Source organism: Paenibacillus sp. FSL R5-0345 (assembly GCF_000758585.1).
GTDB lineage: Bacteria > Bacillota > Bacilli > Paenibacillales > Paenibacillaceae > Paenibacillus_AQ.
This window is the reverse complement of the sequence record NZ_CP009281.1, coordinates 4,145,156-4,160,028: the sequence shown is the minus strand read 5'-3', so window position 1 is coordinate 4,160,028 and position 14,873 is coordinate 4,145,156. Positions and strand designations below refer to the sequence as shown.

Genomic DNA, 14,873 nt, shown 5'->3' with positions numbered 1-14,873 from the left:
AACGAGGAGGAAGAGTCTATGGCAGATGCATTAGTAATTGTCGAATCGCCCGCAAAAGCGAAGACAATTGGCAAATATCTAGGTAGTAAGTATATTGTGAAGGCATCTATGGGACACATCAGAGATCTACCGAAGAGCCAAACGGGTGTCGAAGTGGAGAATAATTTTAATCCTAAATATATTACTATTCGTGGTAAAGGTTCTATATTGAAGGAATTGAAAGACGCCAGTAAAAAAGTGAAAAAAGTATATCTCGCAGCTGACCCTGACCGCGAAGGGGAAGCGATCGCCTGGCACTTGGCGCATGCACTAAATTTGGATCAAACACAGGAATGTCGAGTTGTATTTAATGAGATCACCAAACAAGCGGTGAAGGATGCTTTTAAGACGCCACGCAAGATAAACATGGATCTTGTGAATGCGCAGCAAGCAAGACGTATACTGGATCGGCTGGTAGGTTACAAGATTAGCCCCCTATTATGGAAGAAAGTCAAAAAAGGGTTATCGGCTGGACGTGTTCAATCAGTAGCTGTAAAGATCATAATGGATCGTGAGAATGAAATCTCCGCTTTTGTGCCTACTGAATATTGGAGCATTACGGCAAAGCTAGGGATTCGAGATTCCGTCTTTGAAGCTAAGTTTCATAAGCTGAACGGTGTGAAGAAAGAACTTAATCAAGAGAGCGATGTTCAAGAGGTCCTTGAGGCAATCAAGAACGCAGCTTTTAAGGTGAGTAATGTGAAAGAGAAGGAAAGACAACGGCATCCTTCGGCTCCTTTTACAACAAGTTCCCTTCAACAAGAAGCCGCACGTAAGCTTGGATTCCGAGCAGCTAAGACAATGTCTGTTGCCCAGCAACTATACGAAGGTGTGGAACTAGGCAAAGAGGGAACCGTAGGTTTGATCACTTATATGCGTACGGACTCGACTCGCTTATCTGTCACAGCACAGGATGAAGCTAAAGAGCTGATTACTGCTAAATATGGTGAAAAGTTCTTACCAGAGGCGCCGCGCCAGTATTCAAAGAAAGCAGCTGGAGCCCAAGAAGCGCATGAAGCGATTCGACCAACTTCAGCACTTCGTGAACCTGAGATGGTTAAAGAGTTCTTGAGCCGCGATCAATTCCGTCTTTACAAGCTGGTTTGGGAGCGGTTCGTATCCAGTCAAATGGCTTCAGCTCTTCTTGATACACTCTCAGTTGATATAGAAGCGGGTACGGCAACATTCAGAGCCGTAGGTTCGAAGGTTTCATTCCCAGGGTTCATGAAGGTTTATGTGGAAGGCAACGATGATGGGACTACAGATGAAGATAAGTATTTACCGCCTCTTCAAGCGGGAGATGCTTTAAATAAGCAAGAGATCGAGCCGAAGCAGCATTTTACACAGCCGCCGCCGCGTTATACAGAAGCAAGGCTTGTAAAGACTCTTGAGGAATTAGGAATAGGACGCCCAAGTACGTATGCACCAACACTTGAAACTATTCAGAAGCGTGGTTATGTAGCTATTGAAGAGAAAAAATTCATGCCTACAGAGCTTGGAGAACTAGTCATCGAGCAGATGGAACAATTTTTTCCGGAAATATTGAACGTAGAGTTTACGGCGAATATGGAAGGGGATCTTGACCATGTGGAAGAAGGATCAGAAGATTGGGTAAAGGTTCTTTCCGAATTCTATGAGTCTTTCGAGAAGCGCTTAGTGTTTGCCGAAGAAGAGATGAAAGAAATTGAGATTGAAGATGAAGTCTCTGATGAGATCTGCGAGAAATGTGGTAAACCACTAGTATATAAATTAGGGCGTTTCGGGAAATTTCTAGCATGCTCTGGCTTTCCAGATTGCCGGAATACGAAGCCGATCATCAAAGATATCGGTGTAACTTGTCCTAAGTGTCATGAAGGTAAAGTTGTAGAGCGTCGTAGCAAAAAAGGACGTGTCTTCTATGGCTGCGATCAATATCCCGGCTGTGATTTCGTCTCTTGGGATAGACCTTCCACTAAGCCATGTCCATCTTGCGGGGCTTGGATGATTGAGAAACGCAATAAGCAAGGCACCAAGCTGCAATGTACGTCTTGTGATCATACAGAGGCAGTTTTAGACAACGAAGAAGAGTTAGCAGAATAATAGTCTCCACAGGAGGAAAGAAGACAGTGACAGATACAGCAAAGGTAACAGTAATTGGAGCAGGTCTAGCAGGAAGTGAAGCGGCCTGGCAAATAGCTTCTCAAGGCGTACCGGTAAGATTGTATGAAATGAGACCAGTGGTGAAGACACCGGCACACCACACGAATCAATTCGCAGAGCTAGTGTGCAGTAACTCTTTGCGTGCAAATGGTCTAGGCAATGCGGTAGGTGTATTAAAGGAAGAAATGCGACGTTTGAATTCCCTTGTATTAGGTGCAGCTGATCGCCACGCTGTACCTGCTGGCGGCGCACTTGCCGTAGATAGGGACGGTTTTTCGGGAGAAATTACGAGTACATTGCATAATCATCCGCTCGTGGAAGTCATAAATGAAGAACTTACGCATATACCGGAGGAAGGGATTGTTGTTATTGCAACAGGTCCGCTTACCTCACCCGCTTTATCTGCAGAAATTAAGGGACTGTTAGGTGAAGAGTATTTCTATTTTTATGATGCTGCTGCACCGATTGTTGAGAAAGACAGTATTGATATGAATAAAGTATATCTGGCTTCCCGTTATGACAAAGGAGAAGCGGCATATCTGAACTGTCCAATGACTGAAGAGGAGTTTGACGTGTTTTATGATGCGTTGATTTCTGCGGAGACGGCAGCGCTCAAGGATTTTGAGAAAGAGATATACTTCGAGGGCTGTATGCCTATTGAAATCATGATGAAGCGCGGTAAGCAAACAGCATTATTTGGACCTATGAAACCTGTAGGACTTATTAATCCGCACACAGGTAAGCTTCCATATGCGGTAGTTCAGCTTCGCCAGGATAACGCTGCTGGAACGCTTTACAATCTTGTTGGCTTTCAAACGCATTTGAAATGGGGCGAACAGAAGCGTGTATTCTCGCTGATTCCGGGTCTTGAGAACGCTGAGTACGTTCGGTATGGCGTAATGCATAGAAATACCTTTATTAATTCCCCTAAACTCTTGCATCCTACTTATCAAATGAAGGGCAAGGAAAGGCTGTACTTTGCTGGACAGATGACAGGTGTAGAAGGTTATGTAGAATCAGCGGCCTCAGGCTTGATTGCCGGCATTAATGCTACTAGAGCCGCACTCGGTCAAGAAGGACTGATCTTCCCTCAGGACACGGTGCTTGGCAGTATGCCTGCTTATATCACTTCTGCTGATCCGGAGCATTTTCAGCCTATGAATGCCAATTTTGGCCTTTTGCCGAAGGTAGAGAAGAAAATCCGTAATAAAAAAGAAAAGAATGAGATGCTAGCGCATCGTGCACTTGACAGTCTTGCCGAGTATGCTAATCGTACGGGCATCGCTTATACTGAGCCGGAGGCTGTCGATAACGAAAGTCCATCATCTTAAGGAGGTAACTACAATCATGGTACCCAGCTTTCATGCGACTACAATTTGTGCTGTAAGACATAACGGACAGGCAGCTATAGCAGGTGATGGTCAGGTTACATTCGGAGAGAGTGTAATTATGAAGACGACGGCTAGAAAAGTTCGTCGCTTATACCGGGGACAAGTAATAGCGGGGTTTGCAGGTTCTGTGGCGGATGCGATCACCTTGTTCGAAAAATTTGAAGGCAAGCTGGAGGAGCATCATGGAAACCTGCAGCGCGCAGCCGTAGAATTAGCGAAAGACTGGCGTCAAGATCGTATTCTTCGAAAACTTGAGGCATTGATGATTGTTATGGACAAGGAAGGCATGCTATTGATCTCCGGAAACGGTGAAATTATCGAGCCGGATGATGATGTGCTTGCTATTGGTTCAGGTGGTAATTTTGCACTTGCTTCCGGTCGTGCGCTTAAACGTCATGCTCCAGCACTTGCTGCTGCGGATATAGCTCGAGAGGCTCTTCAGATTGCATCTGAAATATGTGTGTACACTAACTCCAATATTATTGTTGAGCAATTATAGGCTCAGTGCCATAGAGACAAGGAGGAATTCACGATGGTGAATCAATCGCTAACACCCCGTCAAATTGTAGCCGAATTGGATAAATATATTGTAGGTCAGAAACAAGCTAAGAAATCGGTAGCTGTCGCGCTTCGTAATCGTTATCGGCGCAGTCTACTCGCTGAGGAACTGCGTGATGAAGTTGTTCCTAAGAACATCTTGATGATCGGACCTACTGGTGTAGGGAAAACCGAGATTGCCCGGCGTCTTGCTAAGCTTGTTAATGCTCCGTTCATCAAGGTGGAGGCAACCAAATTCACAGAGGTGGGTTATGTAGGGCGAGATGTGGAGTCTATGGTACGTGATCTGGTAGAGACCTCTATTCGTATGGTGAAGCTAGAACGTACGGAAAAGGTCAAGGACCGTGCAGAAGAACTGGCTAACGAGCGGATTGTCTCTATTTTAGTGCCTTCGTCTTCAAAAAATAAATCTCAGAAGAATCCTTTTGAGATGATTTTTGGCGGGAACTCTTCGCAAGAGGATTCTAAAGAAGATTCCGAACCGGATGGAAGCTTAAGTGAACGCCGTCGCGGGGTTAGATTTAAGCTGCTAGCTGGTCAATTGGAAGACGATATCATTGAAATAGACGTTGAGGATACAGCGCCATCTATGCTGGATATGTTTGCAGGGCAAGGGAACGACCAGATGGGGATGAATATGCAAGAAATGTTTGGTAGTTTACTTCCGAAGCGGACGAAGAAGCGCAAGCTTCCTATCCGTGAGGCTCGTAAAGTACTGATTCAGGATGAAGCGACCAAACTGATTGATATGGACGATGTTATTCAGGAATCTGTGACACGCGCTGAACAATCGGGTATTATTTTTATCGATGAGATTGATAAGGTTGCAAGTCAAGGCAAGGGTTCCGGTCCCGATGTATCACGTGAGGGTGTGCAAAGAGATATTCTTCCAATTGTAGAGGGTTCTACAATCATGACAAAATACGGTCCTGTAAAGACGGATTATGTGCTCTTCATGGCTGCCGGGGCATTTCATGTTGCTAAACCTTCTGATTTGATTCCTGAGCTTCAGGGTCGTTTTCCGATCCGCGTAGAACTGAGCAGTCTGACGCTGGAGGATTTTGTATCCATTTTAACAGAGCCAGAGAATGCTTTGACAAAACAATATGTTAATTTGTTAAAGACTGAGGACATTGAAGTGGAGTTCCAGAAGGATGCTATTTATGAAATCGCCAAAATAGCGGCTTCAGTGAACCAAAATATGGAGAACATAGGTGCTCGGCGACTTCATACCATTTTGGAGAAGTTATTAGAGGATTTATCGTTTGAAGCACCAGAGTTGACTTTGGACACAATGGTAATTACACCTGAGTATGTGCGTGAGAAATTGGCAAGTATTGCACAGGATCGTGATTTAAGTCAGTATATTCTCTAAAGCGACAAAATTTATTCATTGGAATTTGGGCATAAGGAATTAGAAAATTACAATATAGTGTCAGTTATAGGGAAATAAATGTAAAAATATGCAATTAAAAAGATATTATTGAATGAAAAAAGGAATAAAATAGCAATAAAGTGCTTAAAGCCCTGTCTTTTTTTAAAAGATAGGGCTTATTTCTTATTGTAATAATATACAAATTAAATGAAAATCAATGTATGTGAAAATACTAATAAGTTATACTTTGCGACAAGGTTCGACGTGAAAGCTGATAAATAGAGGACTTTTATACTTTATTTGTCGAAATCAAGCAGGTTTTTTGAGGAAAGTTGTGGAATTCATTTCATTATGATAGCTTTGAAAGGAGGAATTATCTTGGGATTGCTGAATAGTGTCAGTTTTCAACGATTGCAGGGAGGCATTGATGCTGCCTATAAACGACAAAATGTTCTAGCAAATAACGTGGCTAACGAAGATACGCCAAATTTCAAACGTTCTGATGTTTCATTCGAAAGTTTCCTTCAGCAACAGGAAAGTGGAATAAAACCTACACTTAACGCGAAGGTAACGGACTCCCGACATTTTCAATTTGGTACCAACACCATTGTACCGGCTGCTGTCGTTAGTACGGATGAGACTACCTCTATGAATAATAACGAGAACAATGTGGATGTAGAACGAGAAATGGCGTTAAGCGCTGAGAACCAACTCAGGTATAGTTCTTATGTCGAACAGATTAACAGTCAGATTTCGATGATGCGAGCTGTAATTCAAGGAGGATAAGATTGCATGAACTTTGGGAGTAGTTTTGGAATAAGTGCATCAGCGTTAACAGCTCAACGATTACGGATGGACGTAATCTCCTCCAACGTGGCCAATGCGGAAACTACCAGAGCATCGGTGGTTGATGGCAAAGCCGTTCCTTACCGGCGTAAGCTTGTTGTTATGGAGGCTACAGAAAGTAATAAGTTCTCGAATATACTAAATTCGAAAATGAACGGTAGTAGCAGTGAAGGCGTAAAGGTTCAATCCATTATAGAAGATGATTCTCCGTTAAAGCCGGTATACAATCCAAGTCATCCTGATGCGGATGCCGAAGGTTATGTTTATATGCCAAATGTGGATATTACCAAAGAAATGGTAGATATGTTATCTGCATCACGTTCATATGAAGCCAATGTAACGATGCTGAATGCATCTAAAGCTATGGTAAGTAAAGCGCTAGAAATTGGTCGCTAAACGTAATTTACAAGAAACGCTTCCAAAGTGAGTTTTGTACGAAGTGAATTTAGGAAGCATAGGCTTACAAAACTTTTAGGAGGGAAACAGTTGATACAGAATATCACTAATGGAGTTCAAGCTGTACAGCAGCTTGCCATGAAACCAACATCTATCGAAGCTTCGTCCACTCCTGCTAATTCCATGGAGAGCTTTGGTTCTTATCTTGAGAATGCACTCAATCAAGTAGCAGATCAGGAACAACAAGCAAAGGATATGAGTAATAAATTTGTATTGGGAGAAGTGAATATAGACGAAGTAATGATTTCTTCCCAACAGGCTTTACTGAGTTTGCAGTTGACTACACAAGTCCGGAACAAAGTGATTGAAGCCTATCAAGAAATTATGAGAACTCAAATTTAATTAAATCCTAGCTTAGTTCCGGATGGGGTGACACTGTGAATGAAAGATTTGCCCAATATCGGGAGAAGGTTACCCTGTATTGGAACAGATTTAGTGGTAAACAGAAGATTTTATTCTTTTCAACATTGTTTATCATTCTAATAATAATCGTAGTATTAACCATGCAGCTTTCAAAGACAGAATATGAAGTGGCGTTTCAAGATTTGGACAGCACAGATTCAGCGGGAGTAATGAACTACTTGGATACAGCAGGTGTTTCATACCGATTAAGCCAAGATGGAAAGAGCATCTCAGTGCCAAGCACAGAAGCGGCTCGAATAAAGGTGGATATCGGTTCTCAGGGGATTGTTCAGGGGGGCTCTATCGGTTATAAGGTCTTTAATGAAAATTCGTCAATGATAGGAACGACAGATAGTGAGTTTAATGTGAAGTATAATAATGCATTAAACGGTGAAGTAGAACAGCTAATGAGACGTATGCAAGGAATTAAGGATGCTAAAGTACTGATTAATCTGCCTAAAGAGACAGTTTTTGCATCTCAGGCGGATCAAGAACAAGCATCTGCATCCGTTGTGCTTTCATTTAATCCGGGATTCAGACCCAGTCAAGATAATATCGATGGGTATTTCAACCTTGTAAAGACTGCGGTTCCAAATCTACCAATTGATAACATTACGATTGCTAATAATGAAGTTGAGTTAATGCCAACGGCCAAAGGTGGACAAGCAGGAGTTTCTAACCAGGTCGAAGAGAACTTCGCTCTACAGAAGAAATTCGAAGAAGAAGTCAAGAAAGATGTGAAACAATTCCTTAGCACTCTTACGGGTCCAGATAAAGTTGATGTTCTTGTATTTTCGAAGCTGAACTTTGACAAGGAAAACCGGAAGGAAAATCTTGTAACCCCTGTGGATACAGAGAACATGAAGGGGATTGAGATCAGTTCACAAATCATCAGTAATTCGTATTCGGGTCAGGGAAATACAACTGGCGGAGTGGCAGGCACTGGTTCACAAGATGTAACGGGCTACCCTTCACAAGCCGGCACGGATACTTCTACTTCAGAGGAATCTTCTGAGACGAGGAACTATGAAGTTAACCGAATTACAAAGGATGTTATTGCTAGTCCCTTTACTGTAAAAGATTTAACCATAAATGTTGCGGTTGAACCACCTACAGGACAAAATACTTTGGATGCTGCTACATCGGCAGCAATTCAAAACATTTTGGTAAATATTGTTCGTGCTTCTCTTGCAGATTCAGGTACTACATATACAGACGCTGATTTAACCAAAAAGGTTTCGGTGTATTCTCAACAATTTGGTGGTAATGCTGCTAATACCGCACCAGGTGGTCTTGCCACATGGATGTTATGGGCTATCGGAGCAGCTGCATTACTGGTTGGAGCAGGTGGAGGATATCTAATCTATCGGAGTCGTAAGAAGACTGTGGAAGAGGAAGATGAAGACATTCCATTGCAGGTTCCTACCGAATTTCCATCTATTAATTTGGAAAGTGTGACGAATGACAGTCAAGTTCGTAAGCAATTGGAAAGTTTGGCGAAGAAGAAGCCAGACGAATTCGTGAATTTGCTGCGTACATGGCTTGCAGACGAACAGAGGTGAACTAATGGCAAAGGCTAGTCAGCAGGGGCTTAGTGGACGTCAAAAGGCCGCGATCCTGCTTATCACACTAGGGCCCGAGGTATCGGCGCAAATATTCAAACATTTAAGAGACGAGGAGATTGAACAACTCACTCTTGAAATCGCCAATGTCCGTAAAGTGGACAGCAGTGAGAAAGAGTCAATCATGTCTGAGTTTCATCAGATATGCCTCGCTCAGGAATATATTTCACAAGGCGGTATTAACTACGCCAAAGAGATTTTGGAGAAAGCACTTGGTTCAGCAAAAGCGATGGAGGTCATTAACCGTCTGACTGCAACTTTACAGGTAAGACCCTTCGATTTTGCGCGCAAAGCTGATCCAAATCAGATCTTGAACTTTATCCAGAATGAGAATGTTCAGACTATCGCACTTGTATTGTCTTATCTGCAATTCGAACAAGCAGCAGCCATTCTCTCCTCGTTACCTCAAGAGAAGCAGGCAGAGGTAGCTAGACGAATTGCTGTAATGGATAGCACCTCTCCAGAGGTCATTACACAAATTGAACGAGTGCTGGAGCAGAAGCTTTCTGCTACTGTAACTCAGGATTATACAAATGCTGGCGGTATCGAATCAATCGTACAAATCTTGAATGGAGTTGACCGGGGGACAGAGCGCACAATTCTGGATTCTCTCGAAATTCAAGATCCAGAGCTCGCCGAGGAAATCAAGAAGCGGATGTTCGTATTCGAGGATATCGTCAATGTGGACAATCGTTCGATTCAGCGTATTATTCGTGATATTGATAATGCGGACCTGCAGCTTGCCCTTAAGGTTGCAAGTGAAGAAGTACGAGATGTCATTTTCCGGAATATGTCCAAACGTATGGCAGAGACATTCCGAGAAGAAATGGAGTACATGGGACCGGTGCGGTTGCGTGATGTAGAAGAAGCACAAACGCGCATTGTAGGTACGATTCGCAGACTCGAAGAGTCTGGAGAAATTATCATCGCTCGTGGCGGAGGAGATGACATCATTGTCTAAGCTGATTAAGCATTCTCAGTATGTTCCAGTTGATGTACTGAAAAGATTGGAGCAGGCCCGGCACTATGCGGGCCTAACTGAGGAGCCCGTTCCAGAGGAGACTGTAAGCGAGACTCACTATCATGATCCCGCTCGTGAAGAGGCAGAAGTAGCACGTAAGCAAATGCTTAAAGACGCCCAAGAATTTGCTGAAGAGCAGGTTCGAAATGCCTCTCTAGAAGCGGAACAGATTGTTGAATCCTCAAAAGCGGAGGCTGAAGAGTGGTGGAAGAAGCGGCGTGAGCAGGATGAACATCTGGTAGAGGCTGTCAAAGCCGAGGCTTATCAGCTAGGGTATCAGGAGGGTGTCTCTCAAGCTGAACAAGAGATGAAGCTCAAGGTTGCAGCGATGATGGATGAAGCACGTGCTGTTTTAGCTGAGGCATATAAGGCAAGAGATGTCATTATTCAGGAAGCTGAACCTTTCTTAGTAGAGTTAAGCTGTGATATTGCCGAGAAAATTGTGGACAAGCAGTTAACGGTAGAGCCGCAGTTTGCAATGGATTTGATTCGGAAGAATCTGGCTCGTAAACGTGAACAGGGGTTGATCTCACTGTGCGTATCACCTGCGCAGTTCGCTTTCGTAAACGCAGCAAGGGAAGAACTGTCATTAGCGGTTGACTCACAGGCTGAATTACAGATCTTGCCTGACTCGACTGTGAAAGATCAAGGTTGTGTAATCCGCTCTTCCTTTGGCAGCATAGATGCCCGAATTGATACTCAGCTTGCAGAAATCAAGAAAGAGCTGGTTAGAATCGCGCTGGACACCGATGAGCAGAGAAATGGGGAAGAAGATGCTTGATAGTAACCGTTATAAGGAGCAACTTCGTAATCTCGATCCGGTGAGGATCAATGGGAAAGTGACGCAGGTTATCGGTCTTATGGTTGAATCGGAAGGACCTGATGCTAGCATTGGAGATGTCTGCTACATCTATCCTTCTAAAGGAAATAAGCCGCTGCAAGCTGAAGTCGTTGGTTTCCGTGACAACAAGGTGCTATTAATGCCACTTGGAGAACTGCAAGCTATTGGACCTGGCTGTGATGTAGTGGGTACTGGCAAGCCGCTTAGTGTGCAAGTGGGTTCAGAATTGTTGGGCAAGGTACTGGATGGACTTGGACAACCGCTTGATGGTTCTCTAATCCCAGCTCGAATGCCACATAGTTCTACCTTTAACATTCCGTCCAATCCACTCAATAGACCACGAGTCCAAGAACCTATTAGCATCGGAGTAAGAGCGATAGATGGCTTGCTAACGATCGGTAAAGGTCAGCGGGTGGGGATTTTCGCTGGTTCAGGGGTCGGCAAAAGTACGCTCATGGGAATGATTGCGCGTAATACATCGGCAGACGTAAATGTTATCGCTTTGATAGGAGAACGTGGCAGGGAAGTGCTGGATTTTATAGAACGCGATCTGGGACCTGAGGGTTTGCAGCGGTCAGTCGTTATCGTTGCTACATCTGATCAGCCTGCATTAATTCGAATTAAGGGAGCTCTTATTGCTACAACGATTGCTGAGTATTTTCGGGATCGAGGACTTAATGTGATGCTGATGATGGATTCGGTGACTCGGTATGCTATGGCTCAACGTGAAGTTGGACTTGCAGTAGGGGAACCGCCAGCTATGAGGGGTTACACACCATCGGTGTTTGCAAGCTTGCCCAAACTACTAGAACGTGCTGGAACTGGACCTACGGGGTCTATAACAGCCTTTTACACTGTACTGGTTGATGGCGATGACATGAATGAACCGATCGCTGATGCTGTTAGAGGGATACTCGATGGTCATATCGTCCTTAATCGAAGTATTGCGAACAAAGGACATTTTCCAGCAATAGATGTGCTTTCCAGCATTAGTCGTGTAATGAAGGATATTGCGCCAGAAGAACAGATCGCTGCAGCAGAGAATGTGAAGCGACTAATGGCTGTATACAAGGATTCAGAGGATTTAATTAATATCGGAGCGTATCAAAGAGGCTCGAATGCTCAAATCGATGAGTCGATGGAGTATATAGACAGTATATGGGAATTCACCAAACAAAGGGTGAATGAAAAAGTTACGCTGGCTGAAGTTCAACAGTCTTTAATTTCACACTTCTCGAGGAGTTGATTCAGTATTATGAGATTTCATTATACTTTTCAAAAAGTCGTTGACTTGAAGGGCAATGAGAAGACACAGGCAGAATGGATGCTCTCAAGCGCGCTTGGAGAATTGCAGGCACAAGAAAGAAGCCTGGATGAACTCACCTTTCAGCGGAGCGCTATCATGTTATCCTTACAAAATGCCGCAGAACAAAAGACACCTATGGCGAAGATTCGTGAAATGCAAGAGTATGTAGAATACCTGGATATATGCATTGCCCGTAAGCATACGGACATTAGAAGTGCACATCAGGAAGTCTTGAAGAAGCAAGACCAGTTAAGCACAAAGGTATTAGACGAAAAAGTATGGTTAAAGGCAAAAGATAAGGCTGAGACACAGTTTCAGCAAAGTATGATTTTACGGGAACAAAACGAACTGGATGAGATGGCAACCGTCCGCTTCGCGATGAAATCCCTCTAACCCGGGAGGTTTCCGCTAGTGGCTAACAATGATATGGAACTTGAAAATGAAGGGTCAGCGGGGAAATTTGAGCGGTTCTTATTTTTAATGATACCGATTATCTTCACGCTAGTACTGCTTGGAGTACTGTTGACGCTTTTTAATATGGACATTCGTAATAATGTGCTTGAGGTTGCGAATAAAATTCCTATCCTGGAAAAATGGGTTCCTGATCCGCCTGAAGATCCTTCTAAACCGAAGGAAGAAAGCAAAAAGCAGGAAGTGAGCTCAGCGACTACGATTAAGGAGCTTAAAGCTCAGCTCGCCCAACAGGAAGAGAACCTGAAGAAGGTTACAGATGAAAAAACAGCCCAGGATACCAAGGTTCAGGCGCTTGAGTCGCAGATCGATGGAATGAAGACAGAAGCTGCTGCAGCTGCTGAGGTAAACGCGGAGGAAACAGAAGACCCATATCAAAAGCAGGTTGCTGATCTGGCAAAGCTCTACGCGGGTATGAAAGCTTCCAAAGCTGCGCCGATTATGGAGAATTTGACTACAGAAGAAATGGTGCAAATATTCAGCGTAATGAATAAAGCAAGTAAGACTGCGATTCTGGAAAAAATGGATCCTCAAAAAGCGGCCGATGTCACGATTAAGTTGAAAGAAACTACCTCTTCGAGTGATATGGCTATTGCCGCTCTTCAATCTAGATTGAAAAAAGAAGCAGGCACTGCTCCAACGACTAAAACTAGTACAAATCTGGATAAGGAAAAGTTGAACCAAACCTTTAGTTCAATGACGCCTGCCAATGCAGCTTCTCTACTAGGAGAAATGTACAAGATTAGCCCTGATAAAGTAGTAACGATTATGAATACCGTAAGTGATAGTGTCCGTTCTTCGATTTTGGGGGAAATGACTAAAAATGATAGTGCGCAAACTGCGAAGATTGTTAATCGTTTGATGGGCGCTAAATAAATATTGAAAGGAGGTGAAAATAACATGAGTTTAGTTGTTCAATCGCTTGTGAGTGCAAATACAACAGCTGCAAGTGGTAGTTCATCAACATCTACTGGAACATCAACTGCTGTACCTTTCGCTCAGACATTAGTGCAAACAATGGGAGGAACTACAGCGAACAACACATCGGTGCCCACTGATCCTTTACTGGGAAACATAGCCTCTTTATTGCAAGGTCTTCTAAAGGAAGTTCAAACGACTGGAGAAGATCAAGGGGGACAAGACACTCAGAATTCCGATCTCATCGAGAAGCTTACTGCAGATGTTGAAAATCTGGATGATACCATCCATAGCGATCCTGCTATTTTGGTAGCTTTGCAAGCTTGGCTACTTCAGGTCTCTGCTCTTCTATCAGGAAGTCAAGCGACAGAGGGCGATGCTGCATCAGAGACGGAGTCGGCAGGAAGCTTGTCACCGTTAGCACAGAATGCAGATACGCTGAGATTTGCTGTTCAAGATGATTTGCAGAGTTTAGTTACTATGATTCAGGAAGCTACAGTAAGTGGTAATGATGAAGTTGCAAGTAAGGGAGTAAGTCTGTTAAATAACTTCACGGCACTGCTAGAACAGACCTCGGCTAACAGTAATAAGGGTAAGGGGAAGGTCTCCAGTTTGAATGATAGTTCTGGTGTATCTGTACAACAACCTATTGTAACTGAAAGCAACGGTAAAACGGTGGACAAGACCATTCAAAATCTAAGTAACCGTGCTGGAGAAGCTGCTGTAAGTAAGAGTGAGGGAGTCCTTACTTCGACTGTGACCTCAGGGACTATTCAAGATCCTGATGCAGAGCCTGCGAATACTCCAGTGATGAAGAGCAGTACAGCTGGAGAAACGAAGCTGGTCGAATCAGCACAAGACTCCACATCAGGGACTACCACCATTGAAGGAGATCATGAGGTTGTAACTGCCGGTCAACTAGCTCTTCGGGGAGGAATTACAGCTCCACTGAAGGCTGAGGTTCCAGTAGCACCTGTACCCGTTCATCAGTTTGCACAGGAAATGACCGGTTTTATTACAGGTAAATTGGAGATTGTGCAAAAAGGCGGAGTAGCTGAGGCTACGATATCACTCTTTCCAGAAAATCTCGGACAAGTAGATGTTAAGATTACTATGCAAAACGGCCATCTGGTTGCACAGTTTATGACTGAACATTCCGGAGCAAAGGATATGTTGGAACAGCAGATGAACCAGCTTCGAGCAGCATTGCAGTCTCAAGGCCTCCAAGTAGAAAAATTGGAAGTCACACAAAATAATACCCCTCTCAATTCACAATGGGGTCAAGAAGGACGCCAACCTGGTTCTGGAAGTGGTCAGCAGGGAAGACGCTCCAAAGAAAGTCGTGAGGAAGCTAATGATGCCATTCTTGCCGCTGAGCTAAATGGTGAATGGAAAGATTGGGTTTCAAACGCAGGGCAAGAAGATGATAATCAAGGGAACTCCTTCTCTGCCAAAGCTTAAACTTATCACAATTGAAAGAGAGGTGAA

14 protein-coding genes are annotated in these 14,873 nt (G+C 43.8%); all 14 read left to right on the top strand.

The window, feature by feature from the left end; all coding sequences use genetic code 11:
- The first annotated feature begins 18 nt into the window (after positions 1-18).
- Entirely contained in the window at positions 19-2,118 is a 2,100-nt protein-coding gene (topA, locus tag R50345_RS18400; RefSeq protein WP_042128949.1) for a type I DNA topoisomerase, read from the top strand.
- Positions 2,118-3,509 (top strand): FADH(2)-oxidizing methylenetetrahydrofolate--tRNA-(uracil(54)-C(5))-methyltransferase TrmFO, encoded by a 1,392-nt coding sequence (gene trmFO / locus R50345_RS18395; RefSeq protein ID WP_269321993.1) that lies wholly within the window; start codon positions 2,118-2,120, stop codon positions 3,507-3,509. Before topA ends, trmFO begins: the two co-directional genes overlap by 1 nt.
- 16 nt (positions 3,510-3,525) lie before the next feature.
- On the top strand, positions 3,526-4,068 hold the full coding sequence (gene hslV, locus R50345_RS18390) for an ATP-dependent protease subunit HslV (protein ID WP_042128945.1): 543 nt from the start codon (positions 3,526-3,528) through the stop codon (positions 4,066-4,068).
- 33 nt (positions 4,069-4,101) lie between these two features.
- Positions 4,102-5,502, top strand: coding sequence for an ATP-dependent protease ATPase subunit HslU (gene hslU, locus R50345_RS18385; protein WP_042128943.1), 1,401 nt, complete (start codon positions 4,102-4,104; stop codon positions 5,500-5,502).
- Positions 5,503-5,880: 378 nt separating this feature from the next.
- Positions 5,881-6,288 carry a flagellar basal body rod protein FlgB gene (flgB, locus tag R50345_RS18380; RefSeq protein WP_042128942.1) on the top strand — a complete coding sequence of 136 codons (408 nt, stop codon included), beginning with the start codon at positions 5,881-5,883 and terminating at the stop codon, positions 6,286-6,288.
- Positions 6,289-6,294: 6 nt separating this feature from the next.
- Positions 6,295-6,744 (top strand): flagellar basal body rod protein FlgC, encoded by a 450-nt coding sequence (gene flgC / locus R50345_RS18375; RefSeq protein WP_042128940.1) that lies wholly within the window; start codon positions 6,295-6,297, stop codon positions 6,742-6,744.
- A gap of 90 nt (positions 6,745-6,834) precedes the next feature.
- Complete coding sequence (gene fliE / locus R50345_RS18370) at positions 6,835-7,146, top strand: flagellar hook-basal body complex protein FliE (protein ID WP_042128938.1); 312 nt, start codon at positions 6,835-6,837, stop codon at positions 7,144-7,146.
- A gap of 35 nt (positions 7,147-7,181) precedes the next feature.
- Complete coding sequence (gene fliF / locus R50345_RS18365; RefSeq protein WP_042128936.1) at positions 7,182-8,768, top strand: flagellar basal-body MS-ring/collar protein FliF; 1,587 nt, start codon at positions 7,182-7,184, stop codon at positions 8,766-8,768.
- A 4-nt stretch (positions 8,769-8,772) separates the two neighbouring features.
- A complete protein-coding gene (fliG, locus tag R50345_RS18360) occupies positions 8,773-9,789 on the top strand; it encodes a flagellar motor switch protein FliG (RefSeq protein WP_042128934.1) in 1,017 nt (338 codons plus the stop codon).
- Positions 9,782-10,630, top strand: a complete 849-nt coding sequence (locus tag R50345_RS18355) for a FliH/SctL family protein (RefSeq protein WP_042128933.1) — start codon at positions 9,782-9,784, stop codon at positions 10,628-10,630. The genes fliG and R50345_RS18355 overlap by 8 nt, the downstream gene beginning before the upstream one ends.
- A complete protein-coding gene (gene fliI / locus R50345_RS18350; protein WP_179085815.1) occupies positions 10,623-11,936 on the top strand; it encodes a flagellar protein export ATPase FliI in 1,314 nt (437 codons plus the stop codon). The genes R50345_RS18355 and fliI overlap by 8 nt, the downstream gene beginning before the upstream one ends.
- A gap of 9 nt (positions 11,937-11,945) precedes the next feature.
- The gene (gene fliJ, locus R50345_RS18345) at positions 11,946-12,389 is read left to right on the top strand and encodes a flagellar export protein FliJ (protein WP_042128929.1); all 444 of its coding nucleotides are present in this window, start codon (positions 11,946-11,948) and stop codon (positions 12,387-12,389) included.
- A gap of 18 nt (positions 12,390-12,407) precedes the next feature.
- Positions 12,408-13,343, top strand: coding sequence for a MotE family protein (locus R50345_RS18340; RefSeq protein ID WP_231573811.1), 936 nt, complete (start codon positions 12,408-12,410; stop codon positions 13,341-13,343).
- A 24-nt stretch (positions 13,344-13,367) separates the two neighbouring features.
- On the top strand, positions 13,368-14,846 hold the full coding sequence (locus R50345_RS18335) for a flagellar hook-length control protein FliK (RefSeq protein WP_052414645.1): 1,479 nt from the start codon (positions 13,368-13,370) through the stop codon (positions 14,844-14,846).
- Positions 14,847-14,873 lie beyond the last annotated feature (27 nt).